19 protein-coding genes are annotated in these 20,043 nt (G+C 46.7%); 9 read left to right on the plus strand and 10 right to left on the minus strand.

Annotated elements, in window-relative coordinates:
* Positions 1–10: 10 nt before the first annotated feature.
* The gene (gene essC / locus gpAD87_RS14630) at positions 11–4,015 is read right to left on the minus strand and encodes a type VII secretion protein EssC (protein ID WP_064639013.1); all 4,005 of its coding nucleotides are present in this window, start codon (positions 4,013–4,015) and stop codon (positions 11–13) included.
* 56 nt (positions 4,016–4,071) lie between these two features.
* On the minus strand, positions 4,072–4,392 hold the full coding sequence (locus gpAD87_RS14635; protein WP_063566325.1) for a hypothetical protein: 321 nt from the start codon (positions 4,390–4,392) through the stop codon (positions 4,072–4,074).
* A 423-nt stretch (positions 4,393–4,815) separates the two neighbouring features.
* Between gpAD87_RS14635 and gpAD87_RS14640 the strand changes: the two genes are divergently transcribed.
* Entirely contained in the window at positions 4,816–5,055 is a 240-nt protein-coding gene (locus gpAD87_RS14640; protein ID WP_063566326.1) for a hypothetical protein, read from the plus strand.
* Between the two features lie 126 nt (positions 5,056–5,181).
* On the opposite strand, the gene gpAD87_RS32175 is transcribed toward gpAD87_RS14640, so the two are convergent.
* The 6 genes from gpAD87_RS32175 to gpAD87_RS14665 form a co-directional block, all read right to left on the minus strand.
* Positions 5,182–5,334: a hypothetical protein gene (locus tag gpAD87_RS32175; protein WP_170867771.1), complete on the minus strand. Its 153-nt coding sequence runs from the start codon at positions 5,332–5,334 to the stop codon at positions 5,182–5,184.
* A 248-nt stretch (positions 5,335–5,582) separates the two neighbouring features.
* Entirely contained in the window at positions 5,583–7,058 is a 1,476-nt protein-coding gene (locus gpAD87_RS14645) for an aldehyde dehydrogenase family protein (protein WP_064639014.1), read from the minus strand.
* 167 nt (positions 7,059–7,225) lie between these two features.
* Positions 7,226–7,765, minus strand: coding sequence for a GNAT family N-acetyltransferase (locus tag gpAD87_RS14650; protein ID WP_064639015.1), 540 nt, complete (start codon positions 7,763–7,765; stop codon positions 7,226–7,228).
* Positions 7,766–7,830: 65 nt separating this feature from the next.
* Entirely contained in the window at positions 7,831–8,169 is a 339-nt protein-coding gene (locus gpAD87_RS14655) for a L,D-transpeptidase (protein WP_063566329.1), read from the minus strand.
* 56 nt (positions 8,170–8,225) lie between these two features.
* Positions 8,226–9,317 carry a ribosome small subunit-dependent GTPase A gene (gene rsgA / locus gpAD87_RS14660; protein ID WP_231952578.1) on the minus strand — a complete coding sequence of 364 codons (1,092 nt, stop codon included), beginning with the start codon at positions 9,315–9,317 and terminating at the stop codon, positions 8,226–8,228.
* A 482-nt stretch (positions 9,318–9,799) separates the two neighbouring features.
* Positions 9,800–10,393 (minus strand): DUF2087 domain-containing protein, encoded by a 594-nt coding sequence (locus tag gpAD87_RS14665; RefSeq protein ID WP_063566331.1) that lies wholly within the window; start codon positions 10,391–10,393, stop codon positions 9,800–9,802.
* Positions 10,394–10,569: 176 nt separating this feature from the next.
* Between gpAD87_RS14665 and gpAD87_RS14670 the strand changes: the two genes are divergently transcribed.
* The 3 genes from gpAD87_RS14670 (at position 10,570) to gpAD87_RS14680 (ending at position 12,718) form a co-directional block, all read left to right on the plus strand.
* Positions 10,570–11,568, plus strand: a complete 999-nt coding sequence (locus tag gpAD87_RS14670; protein WP_064639016.1) for a YpdA family putative bacillithiol disulfide reductase — start codon at positions 10,570–10,572, stop codon at positions 11,566–11,568.
* A gap of 5 nt (positions 11,569–11,573) precedes the next feature.
* Positions 11,574–12,017, plus strand: a complete 444-nt coding sequence (locus gpAD87_RS14675; protein WP_064639017.1) for a DUF441 domain-containing protein — start codon at positions 11,574–11,576, stop codon at positions 12,015–12,017.
* 185 nt (positions 12,018–12,202) lie between these two features.
* Positions 12,203–12,718 (plus strand): hypothetical protein, encoded by a 516-nt coding sequence (locus tag gpAD87_RS14680; RefSeq protein ID WP_063566333.1) that lies wholly within the window; start codon positions 12,203–12,205, stop codon positions 12,716–12,718.
* Positions 12,719–12,843: 125 nt separating this feature from the next.
* On the opposite strand, the gene gpAD87_RS14685 is transcribed toward gpAD87_RS14680, so the two are convergent.
* Both gpAD87_RS14685 and gpAD87_RS14690 read right to left on the minus strand, forming a co-directional pair.
* Positions 12,844–13,293, minus strand: a complete 450-nt coding sequence (locus tag gpAD87_RS14685) for an NUDIX domain-containing protein (protein WP_063566334.1) — start codon at positions 13,291–13,293, stop codon at positions 12,844–12,846.
* Positions 13,294–13,364: 71 nt separating this feature from the next.
* Positions 13,365–13,661, minus strand: coding sequence for a HesB/YadR/YfhF family protein (locus gpAD87_RS14690; protein WP_024630313.1), 297 nt, complete (start codon positions 13,659–13,661; stop codon positions 13,365–13,367).
* Between the two features lie 531 nt (positions 13,662–14,192).
* Here gpAD87_RS14690 and gpAD87_RS14695 point away from each other — a divergent pair.
* From gpAD87_RS14695 to gpAD87_RS32180, 5 genes are all read left to right on the plus strand, one after another.
* Positions 14,193–15,938: an ABC transporter ATP-binding protein gene (locus gpAD87_RS14695; protein ID WP_064639018.1), complete on the plus strand. Its 1,746-nt coding sequence runs from the start codon at positions 14,193–14,195 to the stop codon at positions 15,936–15,938.
* A gap of 12 nt (positions 15,939–15,950) precedes the next feature.
* Complete coding sequence (locus gpAD87_RS14700) at positions 15,951–18,041, plus strand: ABC transporter ATP-binding protein (protein WP_064639019.1); 2,091 nt, start codon at positions 15,951–15,953, stop codon at positions 18,039–18,041.
* Between the two features lie 320 nt (positions 18,042–18,361).
* A complete protein-coding gene (locus gpAD87_RS14705; protein WP_064639020.1) occupies positions 18,362–19,045 on the plus strand; it encodes a TetR/AcrR family transcriptional regulator in 684 nt (227 codons plus the stop codon).
* A 23-nt stretch (positions 19,046–19,068) separates the two neighbouring features.
* Positions 19,069–19,833 carry a DUF4097 family beta strand repeat-containing protein gene (locus gpAD87_RS14710; protein WP_064639021.1) on the plus strand — a complete coding sequence of 255 codons (765 nt, stop codon included), beginning with the start codon at positions 19,069–19,071 and terminating at the stop codon, positions 19,831–19,833.
* Between the two features lie 25 nt (positions 19,834–19,858).
* Complete coding sequence (locus gpAD87_RS32180) at positions 19,859–20,032, plus strand: hypothetical protein (RefSeq protein ID WP_162842452.1); 174 nt, start codon at positions 19,859–19,861, stop codon at positions 20,030–20,032.
* The last annotated feature ends 11 nt before the right edge of the window (positions 20,033–20,043 follow it).

The following is a 20,043-nucleotide window of genomic DNA, read 5'->3' on the forward strand; positions in this document are numbered from 1 at the left end:
CCACCTCCCCTCAAACTACAACATGCCATCGGTCACGAATTTCAGAAATCCAATCGGTCATTTTCCAGGTGCCATCACATGGAATTGCACCTTTAACCCTGGAATATTTACGTTTAACATAATAACCTTGACCCGGAGGCAGTACCTTCAGCCCAGTTGAACTCCCTCCGGATTCCGAATAAGGTATACGGAAGAACGAGAGATCATTAGGGTCTAAAGTCCCGAACAACAATCCGCTCTGGGAAGCCTTCACATCGTTCACCCAGTCAGAACCAAAGGTTGGGAAGTCTGCCGGAACTCCTGACAGAATCACATGTATGCCTCGATCCCTGCCTTGACGAACGATCGCTCCCAATTGATCCTTCACATTAAAATCATTTAATTGCTTGGATAACGTATCCGCATCGTCGATAACGAGAACGATCTCCGGTCCACCGGTTAACTCGCCTCTTTTTAGAACTTCATCGTACAACTGTTGGATCACAGGTGCAAGCTGTTCTTCACGGGATACATGTCCACGGACATGGGGTAAACTGCTGATTTCCCCCAGTCCTCCGGAACCATACCGCACATCTACCGTGTATATTTGCACGTCTTCAGGAGACGCATGATAGGCAAGGGATAACATCCAGGTCAGCAAAAATGTCGTTTTGCCACCTTCCATCGGACTCGTAACCATGAAATGTGGCCCTTCACGCAAATTTAGCTGGAAGGGTTCCAGATCATCAGTCAGCAAACCTACGGGTACTTTTAAGGATGATACGTCTCCAACTTGTCCGAAGGTTCCTGTACGGATAAGCACATCTTTAAGCTTAACCTCTTCCGGGAGCGGCGCAATCTGCGGCGCTTCTTCTCCGTCCCAGCTTTCTCTGATCTCTGCAATCGTGCGGCGCAGAGCGGAAGAACGTTTGCCTTCATCTGCTCCGGATGACGGCAAAGCCGCCTGGAACATCAATGGAGGAACCTGTCCTTTGACCAGTCCTCTTCCAGGTGGAAGCTGGCTAGGTGCCTTGGACGGCCGACCCACTGCGTAATAATAGTCGCTTGGATCAGATAATTCAAACGAAACCGCATTGGGAATATTGCTTCTGAATTTCTCAAATACATCCGTAACACGGTTGGCCGTGAGGATAAATGTGATTCCCAGACTGCCGCCTTCACGAAGGATCGTTTCCAGAAGTTCATTCTCCTCGGGATACGCATTTCGGAAAGAAAGATAACCATCAATAACAACTACAATTTGCGGCACAGCTGCATGGGCTGTGCGACGGTAGGCTGATATTGTCTTAACCCCGGCTTCCGAGATCATGTCCTTGCGTTGTGCCGACAGTTTCAGGATGTACCGGAATAACCGCTTGATCCGATCTTCCTCTTCAGACATCATTACCCCACCGATCTGAGGCAAACTAGCAAAATCCTTCATCATCCGGCCCATATCAATAATATAGCCATGCCAAGGTTCAGTCCGCTTAGAACGGGCCAGTGACATCAGCAAGGTTTGCACAAACGTCGTTTTCCCCAGACCAGGCATACCGTATACAACCAGATGTCCCTGATCCACCGGAAGTGCGAGCGGCTGCTGTCGTTGATTAGGCAGATCATCCAGCAGACCAACTACAGGTTTCAGGCCACTGGCACCCCCGTCAAGCAATGCCTCACGATTCTCTTCTTCCTGCCAGTCGTTGAGACTTTCCCATTCCAGTGTCTCAGGCAAGGGTGGCAACCAGGGTCCCGGTAATCGGGTGATCCCCGCCTCTGCTGCCGCTTCCGCCACATAATCAATGAATACCTGAAGCTGCTTGGGCACATCCTCCCCTTTGAGCACAGCTCTGCGCTCTCCAGTCAATAGTGGCTCACGTTTCCCATTCAAACGAACTTCCATAACAGGCAGTACCGTCGTTGTATCTTCCTGCTGATTATATGGCGCACCGCTCCAGGCGAATTGCATTTCCTCAAACACTTCATCACTGCCTACCTGGAAGTATCCACGACCCGGCTTGGTGATCCAGGCCGCATTCGGAATTTTGATCATATCCCGACTATCTCCTTCGCTTTGAACGCGAAGACAGATACGGAAACGCGAATTGCTCCAGATTTTATCATCGACCACACCTGCAGGCTTCTGAGTTGCCAGTATAAGATGTACACCTAGTGTCCGGCCGATGGCTGCTATGCTGATTAATTCATCCATGAACTCCGGCTGATCCCGCTTCAATTGCGCAAACTCGTCAATGATGATAACTAAGTGCGGCAGAGGCTGTTCATGTCTGGAACGCAGAATTTTGTAGTACTCATCAATGTGCTGGAGATTTCCTGCATCATTTAATATTTTTTGCCTTCTGACCAGTTCGGCCCGCAGTGAGATATTGGCTCGTTCAATCAAATTCCCATCCAGATTGGTGATCGTGCCGACGACGTGAGGCAAGCCCACAAATGTGTTCGACATCCCGCCGCCCTTATAGTCAATTAACATAAAAGCCAGATCATGCGGATGGAACTCGGCAGCCAAAGAGGCCACAATCGACTGGATAACTTCACTTTTGCCTGAACCCGTTGTCCCTGCGATCAGACCATGCGGGCCATGACCCTGACGTTCGATTTTATCATGTAAGTTAATCGCAATTTTCTTACCCCCAGCTCGCACGCCCATAGGTACTGGAAGTGTGTCCGGGTATCGTGTTTGGCTCCAGCGTGCGACCACGTCCAGATCCTCTACTCGTGATGTACTTAACATGTCGAACAACGGAAGCACCTGTGGTATATCCGAAGCGGATGATCGTTTCAGACGGATCGGTGACATATAACGCGAGAGGGCCTCTGCGGACTCTCTGGAGATCACATCTGGTGTGTACGCTTGCCTGATCACGTCGGCATCCTCGGTTTTTTTGATATAAAGCCCTTTGCCTTTGGAAGCCTCCATAATTAACTGACAATGCATGGGTAGCGATTCCTTACGGTTTGCCAATATGATGGTACATACATCGATCTCCTGAGCTGATTCCAGCAGCAGAGGAAGCAGCGGCTCTTCTTCTATTAATTGAGTATCCGAGAGAACCACCACATAACATGGAGTTTGCACGGTTTTCTTGTAGCGATCTTCCTTATTATTGCGCCTACGGTTCAACACGGAAAACAAGCTGTCCGCCAATTGATGCGCACCGCTGTGCCTGTCGGCCATATAGCGTTGTCCTTGATCTTCATCCCAAATGTGGGGCAGCCAGCGTAGCCAATCCCATTCCTTCGATTCCTTTTCTTCATAAAAGGCAGCAATCTTCAATTCATCCGGTGAATGACGAACGGTCAGTTGTGAGATAATCACTCGAAGTGAAGAAAGAACTTCCTCACGATTGCCGACCAGACCCATCACTTTCGATTGAAATAAAGGCAGTGTAATCGATGCTTCGGGCACCGTCTCGAATTCAGCTGCCAATTCATGAGCCGCTTCAATTAACTCATCCTTTTCGTATCCGTCCACACGAGGAACCTGAAGTTTGATCCGAAACGGAATCTCGCCTGTGCCAATTCGTACCTGCAGGAAGTCATCATCTTCAGGAGAACGTTCCCATAACGAACTGTTGCGATTCTTCACCAACTGAAGACATACATTCGGATCACCATGAATTTCGTACAGACTCTTCACTTGCTCCGCTTGAGCTTCCTTCAGCTCTTCACGATGCTTCTCCAGTTGTGCTCGATACATAGTAGTACGCTCTTCCAGCTTTTTGCGATAGGTCTTCTTGTTGCTCAGATACACAAAAAACGGAATCGTGTATGACGTAAGCATCATCATAACCGTCATCATCTGAAACATCATATAATTGGGATTGTTCATTTTGCCGCTCATATTGATATATACGTAGAAACCGATGCTGACCATCGTCATCATGATCGGTACAATAATAGAAATCATTGAAAACGTAGGTTTGTTTGGTTCTGCCGGAGGCCTCAGAATTTCCAGCCTTTCTTCCTTGAGAACCGGTGTCATTCTTGGAGAACGCTGATATAACACATTCACGAAGAGAAGACCTCCTTATATTTCATTGCCGTAATCAATATATACGTCTAGATTGTTCATTCGTTGCTGTCCTGTTGAAACAATGAACGTCTTCCATACACAGGTGCTTCTTCAGAAGTGGTAGAGAACGCCCGCTGGATTCGCACACAGCTTCCTTGACGCAGCCCTGTTTCCATTAACTGTTGTGCGTTCTGTGGCGAGAACCACAATCCTTCCGGAAATTTGGCTTCAAGGATGTACTGAATGCCCTCTCCCGGTGCCTGCCCGAAGATGCGCACTCCCAGCAATGTCTTCAGATGTTCAATAGTACATTCATCCGGGACCTCGATGTCGAACCACTCGCCTTCCTCACGGCCGGAATACACGGTAAGAATCAAAATAATCCCTCCCATGGTCTCATATGTAAATTGTCCTAGTGTCAAATTAAATCAAAAAAATGCAGATGAAACGCTATTCCATCCCTATTTTCTTACATAAACACCCTGTTTGCAATGTGCAACCTGTAATTTTGTTACATATGACCCACGTATATATTAAAATATCGTCCATTCGACTCAGAACTTTCGAGGCAGTAGTCACGTTAATTATTGCAAGGATGTGAAACTACATGTCTTTCTTCCATATAAATGGAATCTGTAAATTGATTTTTCGGGATTTTTTAATGCTTCGCCCACAATTGAATTGTGAACACTTTTCAAACATTGCACACCTTTATGTTTTCATAAGCTGATTTTAAGGTAATTTTAAGCATTGGAATTTAATATAACCAGTAAGAAATAACTCTCGTGAGGTGATTTCTAGTGAGAACACTAATAACTTTTCAAAACAAATCAATCCCTGTATATTTCAATCAAGAAAACAAACAACCTGTACAAAAGACACTACGATTGCTTAGCAGTGCACTTGAAAACAAGATTAGCAATGGTAAACGTGCTTTACAGAAATGTCTGCAATCATTGATTAGTATTGAGATTGTCGGTGGTGAAGCCATTCTTCACAGCCGTAGCGAAAATGACTCCCTCGCCTTATCGCTTTATTAAGATGAGTCAGTTGTTTAATTCAACATGGAAACTGCGAATTCATTCATTCGCGAACATAAGGAAAAGGAAGCTTGCCGCTAAGGACAAGCTTCCTTTTTTTGTGTACAGAATCTCTTTTATCTATTTCTAATGCAATCGGCTGACGACATAAGCATTTTCGTGTTCTTCTTCCATTTCGGCCTTTTGGATTCGAATGACAAACAACCGAACCAGATTATCACGTGTATTTTCTTCCTGACAAGTATTCAGCTTTCTCAGAATGAAACGGTCAATGGACATGAAGTTCAGGCCCCTTTACCTATTGGATTTACGGATCTGTTCTGCCCGTGTATCCATAAATAACCAGATTACAGGTATACCAAACAGCTTTTTCACACCATTTCCTAACCTATTTTTCAAATGTGTAAAAACATGCAAAAGGCCGCCCCATCAAGCTTGAGGCGGACTCTGCGCAATCTTTGTCACTCTTTCTCGAACCCTATCTGATTATAAAATAAAGTGTTTTCTAATCCATGTTCACTGTCGAACTATTGCACTCCCGGATAATCCCGATATTGATGCTGAATGCTGATCCAGCGTGTCCGCGTGAACTTTTCAATAGCCCAATCGCCACCGAAACGACCAATACCCGATGATTTCTCACCACCAAACATCACATGAGCCTCATCGTTTACGGATTGATCATTTACATGCACCATGCCCGATTCAATCTGCTGGGCAACTTGATACCCTCTTTCCAGATTTCCGGTGAATACGGAACCGCTCAATCCATAAGACGTATCATTCGCCAAACGCACGGCCTCCTGCTCATCCTGCGCTTTCATTAATACTGCTACAGGTCCAAACAGTTCCTGTTGCACAATATGCTGCTCTGGTTTCACATCCGCAAGCACGGTGGGCTCCAGCACATTGCCTTTGCTAGTGCCACCCAGCAGCAATCTTGCACCTTCTGCCTCGGCTCCCTTAATCAAGTCCAGCAGGCGCTCCACTTCCTTCTCACGAATGAGCGGACCTACCAGCGTTTGGGCATCAGCAGGATCACCAGCCTGAATTTTTTTCGTTTTGTTAACAAAGGACTCCACAAACTTATCGTAAATATCAGCATGCACAATAATACGATTAAGTGCCATACAGATCTGCCCCTGATGCAGGAATTTACCGAACACCGCAGACTCTGCAGCACGTTCGATATCCGCATCTTCCAGAACAACCATCGCATTGTTGCCGCCAAGTTCAAGCGCAGTTTCTTTCAGATGCTCACCCGCCAGCTTGCCGATGCCCTGCCCCACCTCTGTAGAGCCTGTAAAGGAAATGACTTTGGGTACCGGATGTGCTACAAAATAATCCCCAATCTCACTCCCGCTACCAGCAACCACATTCAGTACACCTTCAGGCAATCCAGCCTGCTCAAATAGATCAGCAATAAGCCAACCAGCTGTAATCGGCGTATCGGACGCAGGCTTAATAACGACTCCATTACCCAAAGCAATAGCCGGAGCTACGGAACGCAGACACAGGTGCAAAGGAAAATTCCAAGGACCGATAACGCCGATAACTCCCTTGGGCTCCCGCACAACACGATTCTCTTTCCCTGGTGTGTTTGAAGGTAGGATCTCCCCCTTCACCCGGTAAGGGAACGAAGCAGCTTCATCCACAATCCGTTTCGCAGAGGCAAACTCCGCCTCGGCCTTGATGCGTGTGCTCCCGGATTCCGTAATCAGCAATTTTATAATTTCCTCTTTGCGCTCTACCATTAAAGCCGAAACTTTGCGGAGCACACCCTCTTTTACCGCCGGCAGGGATTTCTTCCATTCCACCGAGCTCTTTCGGGCCGCCTCATATGCCTGATCTATATCTTCCTTGTTCGAGGATCGCCAGGTTGCGATGACCTCTCCCGTGTACGGATTTTTATTTTCCACTATTTTCTCGCCGGAGCCTTCTACCCATTCGCCATTAATAAATTGTTTCGTCCATGTTGTATGTTCTGTCTCCATTAAAGTCATCTGAATAACGCCTCCCAAACAAGATTGAATGTCTCACCTCAAAGCGGTGTATTAGTTCATTAACCTTGTTAAGGATTGCGCAAACGTGAAGAACAGCTGAATCCTTTCATCCTCTGAAGGGAAAATGCTCCTCAATGCCCAACACATTCAGCCAAATTTGCATTTATTCAACTACCGGGAACCGTCTTTTCTCCAAAAAGAGTCAAGTCCTCCCAACCATAAGCAACCTCTAACAGATCTTGTCCGCCAATCCGGATATACTGTGTTTGGACAGGGATTCCGCCCATTTTTTCATAGAAACGACAGGCTGAATTTTGCTCCAGTGCCCAGATCAACAAGTTCCTCATGTCCAGGGAATGGAGATAACGCACGACGTGTCTCGCCAGTTGCTGACCTATACCCGTTTGTTGCACTTCTTTCAGTAAATAAATAGCATACAACTCAGCATCGTAAGGCAATTTGCCTTCACGTTCCTTTCCACCGCAGGCGAATCCGACAATTTTCCCATCTTCCTGTTCAGCTACTACCAGAATCTGATCCTTTTCGCCAGAACGGATATTTCGTTCCCATTGGGACAACCTTGATTCCGTAGTCAGATTGTCCAAAAAATCATCCGGCACGATCCCTCGATATGTCGTCTTCCAACTCTCTGTATGTACATGGGCTACGGCTTCCGCATCCCCTTCACGCGCTGGTCTGATTCGCATGTTATTACTCCCTTTCTCTCGGCCACGCCGTGACTTTAGAATCCCTTCTTTAGATAAATCCGGCCCTAGGGCCGGATCGTTACTTGTGTGCCCACTGACACTTTGGAAGACAGATCCAACACATCCGAGTTATACATGCGTATGCATCCATGAGAAACGGACTTACCAATGGATGAAGGATCATTGGTTCCATGAATCCCATAATGCGGCGCCGACAACCCCATCCAAAGAACGCCAAATGGTCCTCCTGGGTTCTCTTGTTTGTTAATAATCGTAAACACGCCATTAGGCGTCTGCGTGAGTATCTTTCCTATAGCGACAGGATAACCCTTAACCACCTGCGGGCCATCCAAAAGATATAACATGTGATCCGACAGGTCTACGATGATGCTGTAATCTGGCATGATGACATCCCTCCTTACCTATCCTATGCAGGATACAGAGGGATGCCCACCAGGCCTCAGGCCTCTTCCCAGTCTTTTGTACTGCGGACATGTTTCGGTTTGCGGGAACTGACGGGTTTGCTTGAAGCAGTCCGTCGTTTAGATGCGGCCTCTTCCTTGCGCTGCTGAAACTTCAGTTCCTTTTGCATTTTCAAGTAGTTGCCCAGCCTTTTTTCATCCAATGAACCTTCCTGAATAGCCTCCTTCACGGCGCAACCGGCTTCCCGGGTATGCGTGCAATCCTGAAACCTGCATTCCGTTGCAAGCTGCTCAATTTCACCAAAGGCATGTGACAAACCATCCTGACCTTCATCCCACAGATTGAGTTCACGCATTCCCGGCGTGTCAATCAATACCGCTCCCTGCGGCAGTACAAATATTTCCCGATGAGTGGTCGTATGTCGTCCACGGCTATCGTCCTCACGAACGGCCTGCGTGAGCTGTACACTCTCGCCCATCATCCAGTTGACCAGAGTAGACTTGCCACTACCGGAAGAACCCGTCAAGGCAACCGTTGTGCCTGGAGACAGAAATTTTTCAAGTAAAGATTTGCCCTGGTCCTGAACAGCCGATATTGCCAACACTTCAATACCCGGAGCAATGCCTTCTACCAGCGAAATTTGTTCTTCCACATTCTCACTCAGATCACTTTTGCTTAGAATGATGACAGGTCTGACTCCACCATTCCAGGCCATCATAATGTATCTTTCGAGCCGTCTCAGATTAAAATCATGATTAAGAGCGGCAACAATCAGCAATGTATCCACATTCGCCGCAATCAATTGCTCTTTGGTCACTGGACCAGCGGCTTGTCTGGATACCCTGCTCTGACGTGGCACAATGCTGTGAATGATGGCTTCTTCTCCAGCTTGCCCTGTAACAGCGACCCAATCCCCAACGGCTGGTACAAAGCCAGTCTCCTCATGATCATGACGCATCCGACCGGATACCCGTCCCCAGCATTCTCCCTCAGCCGTAATCAGGCGAAGCAATTGCCCATGATCCGCAATAATTCTTGCTGGTTTTCTTAATTGTTCTTCCATACCCGTCTGCTGCCACAACTCCTGCCACTTTGCAGACCAGCCGTATTTCTCCATCGTGTTATTCAAAATAAAAATTCCTCCCGATAAATGGTGTGTTATCCTTCATTGACATTGACAACAATCAACAGTGAACGCTCCGTTCCGGCATCAAAACCAAATAAGCCACGAGCAGCACTACACCCGCGGCAATAAGAAGTTAGCCGAATGGATGATTGTTTTTTTGGCATTCATATCAGACGCATCATTAGGACAATCCGATACTCGTTATCCAGAAACAACCCATTTTCGGCATACAAAAAGCCACGGGTACGTCACCCGTGGCTTCATCTGTGCATGTTATTCTGTGTTACGTACATATGGACAATATTGCGAACAATACTGCCCAACTGCCGTAAAATTACATGCATTGATCCGTTCCGGAGACGCTGTTCATATTCAAATTAACGTATACTGCCATTAGATTTGTCATTTAACATCGCCTCCCTTGTAGAATTATCCATCATGTTACACAGCTTCAACCGCTTTTGTCAAGTCTAATTATTTTTCACTTAATTTACTTGATCCCACCGTGTCCACATTTCCTTCGGATTCAGTTCATAGATCCCATCTTCCCGGTACATGAACTGGTGCATAATAAACTCCCGGCGAATAGTGGCAAAATCCTCATGATAGTTTTGAATGAATGCATTGATCTCTTTCTCCGTATATTTCCGTCCGAATTCAAGCTGCTCTACCAAATGACCCAGTACAATCAGCTTTTTCTTATATTGAGCCGGGATCTGACGCAATCGTCCATCCTTTGAGAAGAAATTCCGCATCACGGATGCCTTCAGTGTCTCATTCACATCACTCATATCAGCAACCTCCTCTTGTCTAAAAATAAAATCAACTGAAGCCTGCGCGTGCTCCCGGATAAAATAGGGATTGAGTGAGAAAAACACCGTATTTTTCTCTCTTCGTTCCTTGATTAGCGCCGCTTCTCTTAGCTTGGATGCATGATGTGTAACGGTTGGCTGAGACAAGTTAAGCTTCTCGGCAAGCGCTTGGCCATGCAGTTCTCCCTGGGATAACAGCAGCAGCATCCGAAGTCGGGTCGGATCAGCCAGGGCTTTATGGTAAGCCACAATCTTCTCCAGTTGCATTTCGTTCAACTCGCTTTCGTTTAGATGATCATCTAATTTGATACTAGTCTTTTTCCTCTTCTAAGTCAATTCCCCAGGATCAAGATCAATTCTTTACGTCCGTATCCTTCTTGAACTGGCATTAAACCCATATTTACGGTAGGATTATAGTGCTTGAAATAAGGAGGATTAAGAACATGGAAGATGTCATTATTATCGGCGGAGGCCCATGCGGTCTATCTGCTGCCATTGAATGCGAGCGGCTGGGACTATCCGCTGTAATTGTTGAGAAGTACAATATCGTCCAATCTATTTATCTGTATCCAACCCATATGCAGTTTTTCAGTACAGCGGAATTGCTTGAGATCGGGAATGTTCCGTTCAGCACACCGAACGACAAACCATTTCGTTACGAGGCACTCGCCTATTATCGCAAGGTAGCCGAACATTTCGGCCTGCGTGTTCATAACTATGAGGAAGCCCAAGAAATCAAACGCAAAGACGATGGCACGTTCGAGGTACATACGGTCAATCGGCGTGGGCAGGCAATCGTTCATGAAGGACGAAATGTCGTTGTTGCTACAGGTTATTTTGACCACCCTAACTATCTTGGCATTCCCGGAGAAGACAAAGATAAAGTCACTCATTATTTCCGTGAAGCTCATCCTTACACACGCACACGTGTCGCCATTATTGGAGGCAGTAATTCAGCTGTCGATGCTGCCATGGAACTGGTTCGTGTCGGTGCACATATTGACATGGTTTATCGTGGGAGCGGTGTATCGGAACATATTAAACCCTGGGTTCGTCCATTGTTCGAAAGCATGGTGCAAAAAGGAAAAATCTCACTGCACCTTGGCTCACGAGTAAATGAAATTTTGGACGATTCCATTCGTTTGCTCCATTCTGACGGATCCACAAGTGAACTCGACAATGACTTTGTGCTGGCCTTAACCGGATTCCGTCCTGACCGCAAACTGCTTTCTTCCGTAGGTGTGGAGATGTCCGAGGATATGGATAAACCCGTATATGACCCACAGACAATGGAGAGCAGTGTACCAGGTATATACGTTGGTGGAGTAATCGCTTCAGGCCGCAATGCCAATGAAGTGTTTATTGAATCCGGGCGCTGGCATGGAAGATATATTGCAGAACACATTGTAGGTCGTCATCACGGGCAGACCGAAGGGGAATGAAATCAATGGATATGACCTCACTGCTGTTGCTCGTGTTTGCCGCGCTAGGTATTATCAGCAGTAATACACCCGTAACCGTAGCCATGGTATTTCTGTTGTTGCTGCGGGTGCTGAACCTTAATCAGGCTTATCCGTGGCTGGAAAAGTATGGACTTACGATCGGTATCATCATCCTGACCATTGGTGTTATGGCACCTCTCGCCAGCGGCAAGATCAGTTTGCAGACGATTGGAGAGTCTTTTCTGCACTGGAAGTCGCTGCTCGCCATCGGTGTAGGATTACTTGTTGCTCATCTGGGCGGACGAGGAGCTACGCTAATGAGTACACAGCCTACCGTCGTTGCCGGGCTGCTTATTGGTACGGTGCTTGGGGTTGCCTTGTTCAAGGGTGTACCGGTCGGTCCCCTGATTGCAGCAGGAATTTTATCCTTACTGCTCGGAAAATCATGATCAAAGTTGGGACTTGACATCCTTCTGCTGACTGGCTGTTTTTCCCATCGTTGTATGATATACTTCTATTCATGCAATTCAAGCACTCAAGTCCATAGCAGAGAAATCAATTTGATGATCCTTCATACAAAAAGAAAATTGATTCACCTCGCAACTATTAATGGCCGCAGGAGGATTCAGGAACCATGTCACGTCAGTTTGTAACAGAAGCCGTGATGGTGGCTATTTACGGTCAATTACTCGCGCCGCCGGCGCCTGTTGAATATATTGTTCCTTACACCACCATCCTTGAGTTATATGAATTTCAGACCAGCCCTGACCCTTTGATGGATAATCCGGCGGATGACCAGCATGTGAAATCCAAGATTAACGAAATGATTTCTTATTTTGAAGAACCGTTGAATAAGAAAAAAATAGAGCGCGCCCTGGCTGTTCCCTGGGCTAAGAGTCCGTCCATTCTGTTTGGTGATCAGGTCTCCATCGCCATCATTAATGCGGTTGATACCGCACAATATGGTGAATATTTTGATCCTATTGAGACCGAACTGCTTCTCACTTCACAGCGCCTGGATACCCCCATACTTACCGATCAGGTCGAATTGATCGCACGTATTATTGAATCGGCATCTCCTGTGCAGGTCTTCGATATTGACGACTTTGATTTTGCGATGGATGATGAAGAACCGCTTGATCAAGTCTAGTTAGGACCGTGGCCTGCTGTTTCACAAGAATGATCATCGTAATCATGGATATTAGGCCATAGATTACTGATTGCCACAACAAAGAAGACGCCTTCCCGGCAGGAAAGGCGTCTTCTTTGTTGTGTTTATTCTATTTCCGAAAACCTGAGCAGTAAGCGGCTAAGATCATTCAGCCTGGGCAATGATTTGAGATCAAAAAACTTCAGCCCTGCTTCGCTATTTACTCGGGATTCTACGAGCGAATCCTGAACAATTTGTGCCCTGAACATGGCAATGACAAAATATTCTTCATCTCCACTGGCATGCAAATGTCTCAGATTCGGACCGGAATGCAAACCTTCAAGTGTCATATGATTGGTGGTCCACCCCGTCTCTTCCCACAGTTCCCTGTGCGCGGTGTCCTCAATGGCTTCTCCCGGGCGCATCTGTCCCGCAGGAATACGCCAATGTCCGTGTTCAGCATGCTGGATCAGCAATAATTCACCTTGTTCATTCTCGGCCCGAACCGCCGCCTTAACAACAATATGAGAGCGATTCGCGATATACTGGGCCAAATCTCGGGCTGGCGGATTCATGTCGTATCTCCTCCTGTTCGAAAATCGGTGCGACCGGTGATGAGCCATTCTATATACGCAGAGATATTACGTTAAATCTCGGTGTAGCGATATTCGATATCCTGTCCTTCTTCAACGACATCTACATGTAGTTGATGACCCTTCAGATACCAGTAATCATGATCCTCCATAAAAAATTGGATACCCGATACCTTCGTTTGATCAGCAGGATGTCTCGGTTCCTCCACGGCGATTCCGAGGGAGAAGCCTGGATGAAGACCTCCGCCGGAGCTATAACGGGCGAAGAAGCGAATGCTGTCTCCTTCGTTCAAATTCAGTTCTTCCTTATACCAGCGAGCAGCGCGGTCAGATACATGTATGGTACTCATTTGGTGTCAGCTCCTTCTCTATATATATGTTCCATCATATCGCTACAATGGCCTGATTACAAACCTCAACCACCCCAAATACGCAAAAAAAATTCATTCACTTGTCATAATTCCATCACATTGCTTTGCATCTTCTGTTTTGGAAAAACGTTTGACAGATTGTAAAAGTCGGTGTTAAGATGCAAACATACGAGATCTACATGCAATTTATTACCAAAAAAGAAAGGGTGGTTACGGTGTTTAACAATGACGATCTACATCAATTCAGCATACAACTAAATACCGGAGCACCCATGAAATCGTTATTCCGTTCATAAGACCGCATCACAGAAGCCTCTAATCAGGTTTGCTGTTTTGTACTCTCACAATCGAACTTTATCTACGGTGGTGGCTCTGCTCTCGGAGCCATGCTGCCGTATGAATGATACCCAAGACATACCGCCTGCGTGCGGTATGTCTTTTTTTGTGGGCTCAAATGGCTAAACATGAACGGAACATGCATTTCACGAACTTGAAAGGAAGGGATACCACTTGTTCTCTGTACTTAAAAATCTGGCCTGGTTTTTCCGGCTGGAACGCAAACGATACCTCATTGGTGTCACCTTGCTTATTATGGTGGGCATCATTGAACTGCTGCCACCTCGTCTTCTGGGTAATGCCATCGACGAGATTGTACGCGGTTCCGTCACCGGCGCCTCACTCACACGCTACATTTTACTTATTCTAGGATCGGTCATCATTATCTATCTGACAACGTACATATGGATGCACAAACTATTTGGCGGTGCCAATCTAGTTGAACGTTTGCTGCGGTCACGCTTTATGGACCATTTGCTGCGGATGACCCCGCCCTTTTTTGAGAAAAACAGAACTGGCGATCTGATGGCGCGTGCCACAAATGATCTTCGTTCCATTGCCACCACAGCAGGCTTCGGCATGCTGACGTTAACCGACTCCACTGCTTTTCTGGCAACCGTATTATTCGCCATGGGTTTTCTGGTTAGCTGGAAACTGACCCTTGCCGCAATCCTACCTCTGCCTTTTATCGCCATCGCCATGATGATCTATGGTAAAGCCGTCCATCAACGATACACATTGGCACAGGATGCATTCGGGGATATGAACGATCAGGTGCTTGAATCTATTGCCGGCATTCGAGTCGTGCGTGCCTATGTTCAGGAACGTCTGGATGAGAAAAGGTTCGCCGATGTCACCGAAGATGTGTACCGCAAAAATCTGGCCGTTGCCAAGATGGATGCACTGTTCGAACCTACCATCCGGTTATGTGTCGGACTCAGTTATGTGATTGCACTTGCCTACGGCATTTATCTTGTTTTTCACAATGAAATTACCCTAGGGGATCTCGTATCGTTCAATATGTACCTGGGGATGATGATCTGGCCAATGTTTGCGATTGGCGAATTGATTAACCTGATGCAGCGTGGTAGTGCCTCACTCGATCGTGTTAACGAGACACTATCTGTAGAACCTGCCGTGAAAGATGTTGAGCAACCTGCTCATATTACTAATCCGGAAGAGATCGCTATGAAGGATGTTACCTTCCGTTATCCTAGTTCTACCATCGATAATCTCAGTCATGTCAGCTTTTCACTTCGTCGCGGGCAGACACTGGGTATCGTGGGACGTACAGGTAGCGGCAAGTCCACCCTGCTCAAACAATTGCTTCATGAATACCCGGCTGGATCGGGTAAGTTAAGCATCTCCGGTCATCCGATTCAGGATATCGCCAAAGATGACCTACACAGCTGGATTGGATACGTTCCACAGGAACAGGTGCTGTTCTCCAAATCAGTCCGTCAGAACATTCAATTCGGCAAGCCGGGTGCTGATGATAATGTAATTATGGAAGCGATTCGCACCGCAGCCTTTGACGGAGATCTGGGCACTTTATCCGATGGTCTGGACACACTCGTTGGTGAAAAAGGAATTGCGCTGTCCGGTGGACAGAAACAGCGTGTATCGCTGGCGCGTGCTTTTATCGCCGATCCAGACATTTTGATTTTGGACGATGCTCTATCTGCCGTCGATGCACGAACTGAAGCCAAAATTATTGAAAATATACGCAACAAACGCTCGAGCAAAACAACGCTGATCTCGACTCACCGCCTGTCCGCTATTGAACACGCTGACCGAATCATCGTACTGGAGCAAGGGAAAATAACGGAAGAAGGAACCCATCAGGAACTGCTTGCTATGAACGGCTGGTACCGTGAACAGTATGAACGGCAGCAGGTGGAGTCTAATTTGTCCACGTAGGAGGTCAACGCTTTGAAGTCTAATACAGGCAAACGGCTGCTTCAATACGCCCTAAAAGCCAAAGGTACGTTTATTGCCGCTTTAATTATGCTTACGATTGGAGTTGCGGCTGAACTTGCCGGCCCTTTCATCGCCAAGTCCATGATCGACAATCATTTGCTCGCTATTGAGCAACCTTTCTATGAGACTACAGCTTCAAGCGAAGCGGCGGTCTACAATGGAAAGAACTACAAACGTGAAGGCCGGTTTGAACCGGATGAAACGAAAGGTACCGAGGTACGCGTACTGCAAGCCGGTAGAAGTTTTTATTTTGTGAATGAATCCGTAAGTGCCCCCGATGGAGATCGAACCTACGCGGACGGAACACTGACAGTTACACGCGCAGGTGAAGTGACGGGTCAATATGCGGCGGTGCCTTTATCCGCTGGTGAACTCTTTGCCTTTTACAAACCGGAAATGCCAAGCATCTATCAACTGATTGTGTATTACATGATCTTCCTTGTTATCTCTGTCATTATGGAGTTTGGTAAAACATACTGGCTGCAATCATCTGCCAACAAAGTCATCCAAAGACTTCGTAACGATGTGTATGCACATATCCAGCGATTGCCAGTACACTTTTTCGATAACCTGCCCGCAGGTAAAGTGGTCTCTCGGGTTACCAACGATACCGAAGCCGTCAAGGATCTATTCGTTGCGGTTCTATCGAACTTTTTCTCAGGCATCATTACGATTACTGGAGTGTACATTGCGCTCTTCCTGCTGGATTTCCGCCTCGGATTGATCTCGCTGTTCGTTGTGCCGATGCTGGTTCTGTGGATTGTGCTTTATCGTAAAATCGCTACTCGTTACAATACGATTATTCGTTCACGTCTGAGCGAGATTAATGCGATTATTAACGAGTCCATTCAAGGGATGTCCATTATCCGGGTATTCCGTCATCAGAGACAGACCAAGCAGGAATTCGAGGATCTGAATGATGATTATATGAAACACCAGAATAAAATGCTCAACCTGAACGCTTTCACCTCACACAACCTGGTTAACGTCCTGCGGAATATCGCTTTTGCAGTTGTTCTGTGGTACTTCGGTTCTAGTGTGCTGGACGGTACGAGTATCATCTCACTGGGTGTGCTGTATGCATTCGTTGACGTTCTCGGACGTTTGTTCCAGCCAATTACAGGTATGGTGAACCAACTCGCGAACCTGGACTCCTCTATGGTATCGGCCGGACGTGTATTTGAACTGATGGATGAGAAAGGTGAACCGGTAACCGATGGCTCGATGCCGAGATACAAAGGAAATGTCGTGTTTGACGATGTATCCTTTGCTTATAAAAAAGATTATGTGCTGAATAACATCTCGTTCAAAGCATCACAAGGTCAAACGGTCGCCCTAGTGGGCCATACCGGTTCCGGTAAAAGCTCGATCATCAACCTGCTGTTCCGGTTCTATGATCCACAGAAAGGCAAAATCACGATCGACGGTCAGAACGTCAAGGATCTTCCTAAACAGTGGATTCGCGAACACATGGGCATTGTACTGCAAGATCCATACCTGTTCACGGGTACCGTTGCTTCCAATGTCAGTCTCGGGGATGAGCAGATTACTCGTGCACAGATTGAACAGGCGCTGCGCGATGTAGGTGCTGAGCGAATTCTCGCCCATCTACCGAAAGGATTCGACGAGCCGGTTATCGAAAAAGGAAGCACATTATCTGCCGGACAACGGCAATTGATCTCCTTTGCTCGTGCACTGGCATTCGATCCAGCCATCCTGATTCTCGATGAAGCTACGGCGAACATTGATACGGAAACGGAAGCATTAATTCAAAATGCGCTCGAAGTCCTCAAAAAAGGACGGACCACTTTCATCATCGCCCACCGTCTGTCCACCATTCGTTCAGCAGACCAGATTCTGGTTCTGCATCGCGGACGGATCGTTGAACAAGGTGCTCATGATGAATTGATGGAACTTAAAGGTCGCTATTATCAGATGTATCAGCTACAGCAAGGTGCTCAAGCAGCACCAGATACGAATGGAAACAATCCACTGGGCGAGGCCATTCGAACCACTTCTTCCTTTGCTGGAGGCGGCGTGTAAGTAAAACGGAATTCAAGTTTAATTCAACAACCAACCGATATGCCCGTGGACCTCTTGGTCTGCGGCAGATCGGTTTTATTTTGTCCATGACGCAAAATCCGAAACAAGGTTGTCAATCTACTTTACTCTGGTCCCACTTTACTTTTCTCAGCTCTTATTTATCTTTTCTTGATCTTACCTTTTCTCAATAAACTCAAGATTTGATCGATATAAACTTCCTTCGTGTATTCACTCCTTCTGATTTCCTCTTATTGACAATGGAAACATCTCTCTGTATTATACATACCAACGGTCGGTATCTAAAATATAAGGAGGTTATTATGGCCAGAAACAAGCACCCTGAGCAGACGGTACAGCAGATTCTGAACGTCGCTGCACAGTTGTTCACAGATAAAGGATTTGAAAAGACGAGTATCCAGGACATCATTGTTGCCCTAGGCATGTCCAAGGGAGCTGTGTATCATCACTTTAGATCCAAAGAGGAAATACTGGACGCGGTCATGGAACAACAGTTCAACTATTCCGCTCAGATGCTGGATCAATTAGTTACAAATACAACGACTACACCAGCACGAGAGAAGTTAGTTCAGATTTTGGAGTATGTCGTCTCTGATCAACAGGCCCATTCTCTGGATCATGTACTTCGAACCCAGATCAAAAATCCAGTGTTCATTGTACGAGGGATTCAACAGGCTGTGCGCATTGATGCCCCTGTGATTGCAGCGATTTTGCGTGAAGGCATTACAGATGGATCTATTCATACCGAAGATCCGGAAGCTTGTGCAGAAGTATTCATGATGCTGGTCAATATATGGATTAATCCAACACTGTTCGGCCGCAATTCAAGCGAAACAAAGCAACGTCTTTATTTTTTACAGCGGTTGATGGAGATGCTTGGTGCCGATATTGTGAGTGAATCACTAATTGAACGTATTCTAGACCAACATGCTGCGATGGGCGCTTATCCTATTCTGGATGAAGAGGATGACAGAAATGAGGGATAACCATTTTGAAACCTAATAGACACATGATTTGCAAAGAATGGTTGTCCGAAGAACCCCTTCTTGCCCTTTCTCTGGAATGGATGCAAGGTGAAGTGCATATCAGCCAAGGTACAGAAGCGGTTATTCGTGTTACTCAATGGGGCTCCGCTCGTTTTCCAAGAACTCGATGTTTTGAAGCTAATGTCAGCCATGGTTTATTACATCTGATCGATGGACGAAAACAAGCTTTTCCGCTGGGCATAAACTTCCACCGCACATCGCTCCACATTGTACTGCCGCCTGCGGTCTTGAAAAGGCTATCGATCAACGGAGTTGGTTCCCACTTTCTTGTAGATAACGTTTCTTCGGAACAATGGGATTGTGACTGTACATCCGGCAAGCTCATCTTAACTGGCCATGCCCAGCATATCCGTCTACGATCAGTGGGCAGTCGGGTGACAGCAACAGACCTCCATGCAGAACATATGCAACTGCAATCCACTTCTTCACCTGTTCAATTATCCGGTCAGTTCACCCATATTCAATCCAAAGTGACAGGCAGCCAACTCACCATTCACTCCTCAACGATGCTTCAATCTCTGGATAGTCGCTCCACAGGTTGTAACGTTGAAGTGCGAATCCCAGCAGATAACGATGGATTCAAGTTAGACTTCAAGCAGGCTGGGGGCCGATTCAGCAGTGATCTCCCGCTTCAATCCAATCATAATCAACATACGTATCGTAACGGTACTTATCCATTTCAAGCAGAGGTCAGAGGTGGGAAGCTCACCATAGGGAGCTCTTCTTAACATTCCATATAGAGGAGGTAAACATATGAGCATCGGCTGGATTGTTGGCAGCAGCTTGGCTACCGTGGTATTACTTGCGGGGATCATCAGTTTGTTCATCGGTATACGTAAAAACAATCATCGGCGCTGGCCTTGGTGGTTCATCGGTTTTGGGGTGGCTGCACTGGTTAGTGCAGCGATTAATTATCCCGGAACATAGAAACGTCGGGT

Source organism: Paenibacillus sp. AD87, assembly GCF_001659845.1.
Lineage (GTDB): Bacteria > Bacillota > Bacilli > Paenibacillales > Paenibacillaceae > Paenibacillus > Paenibacillus marchantiae.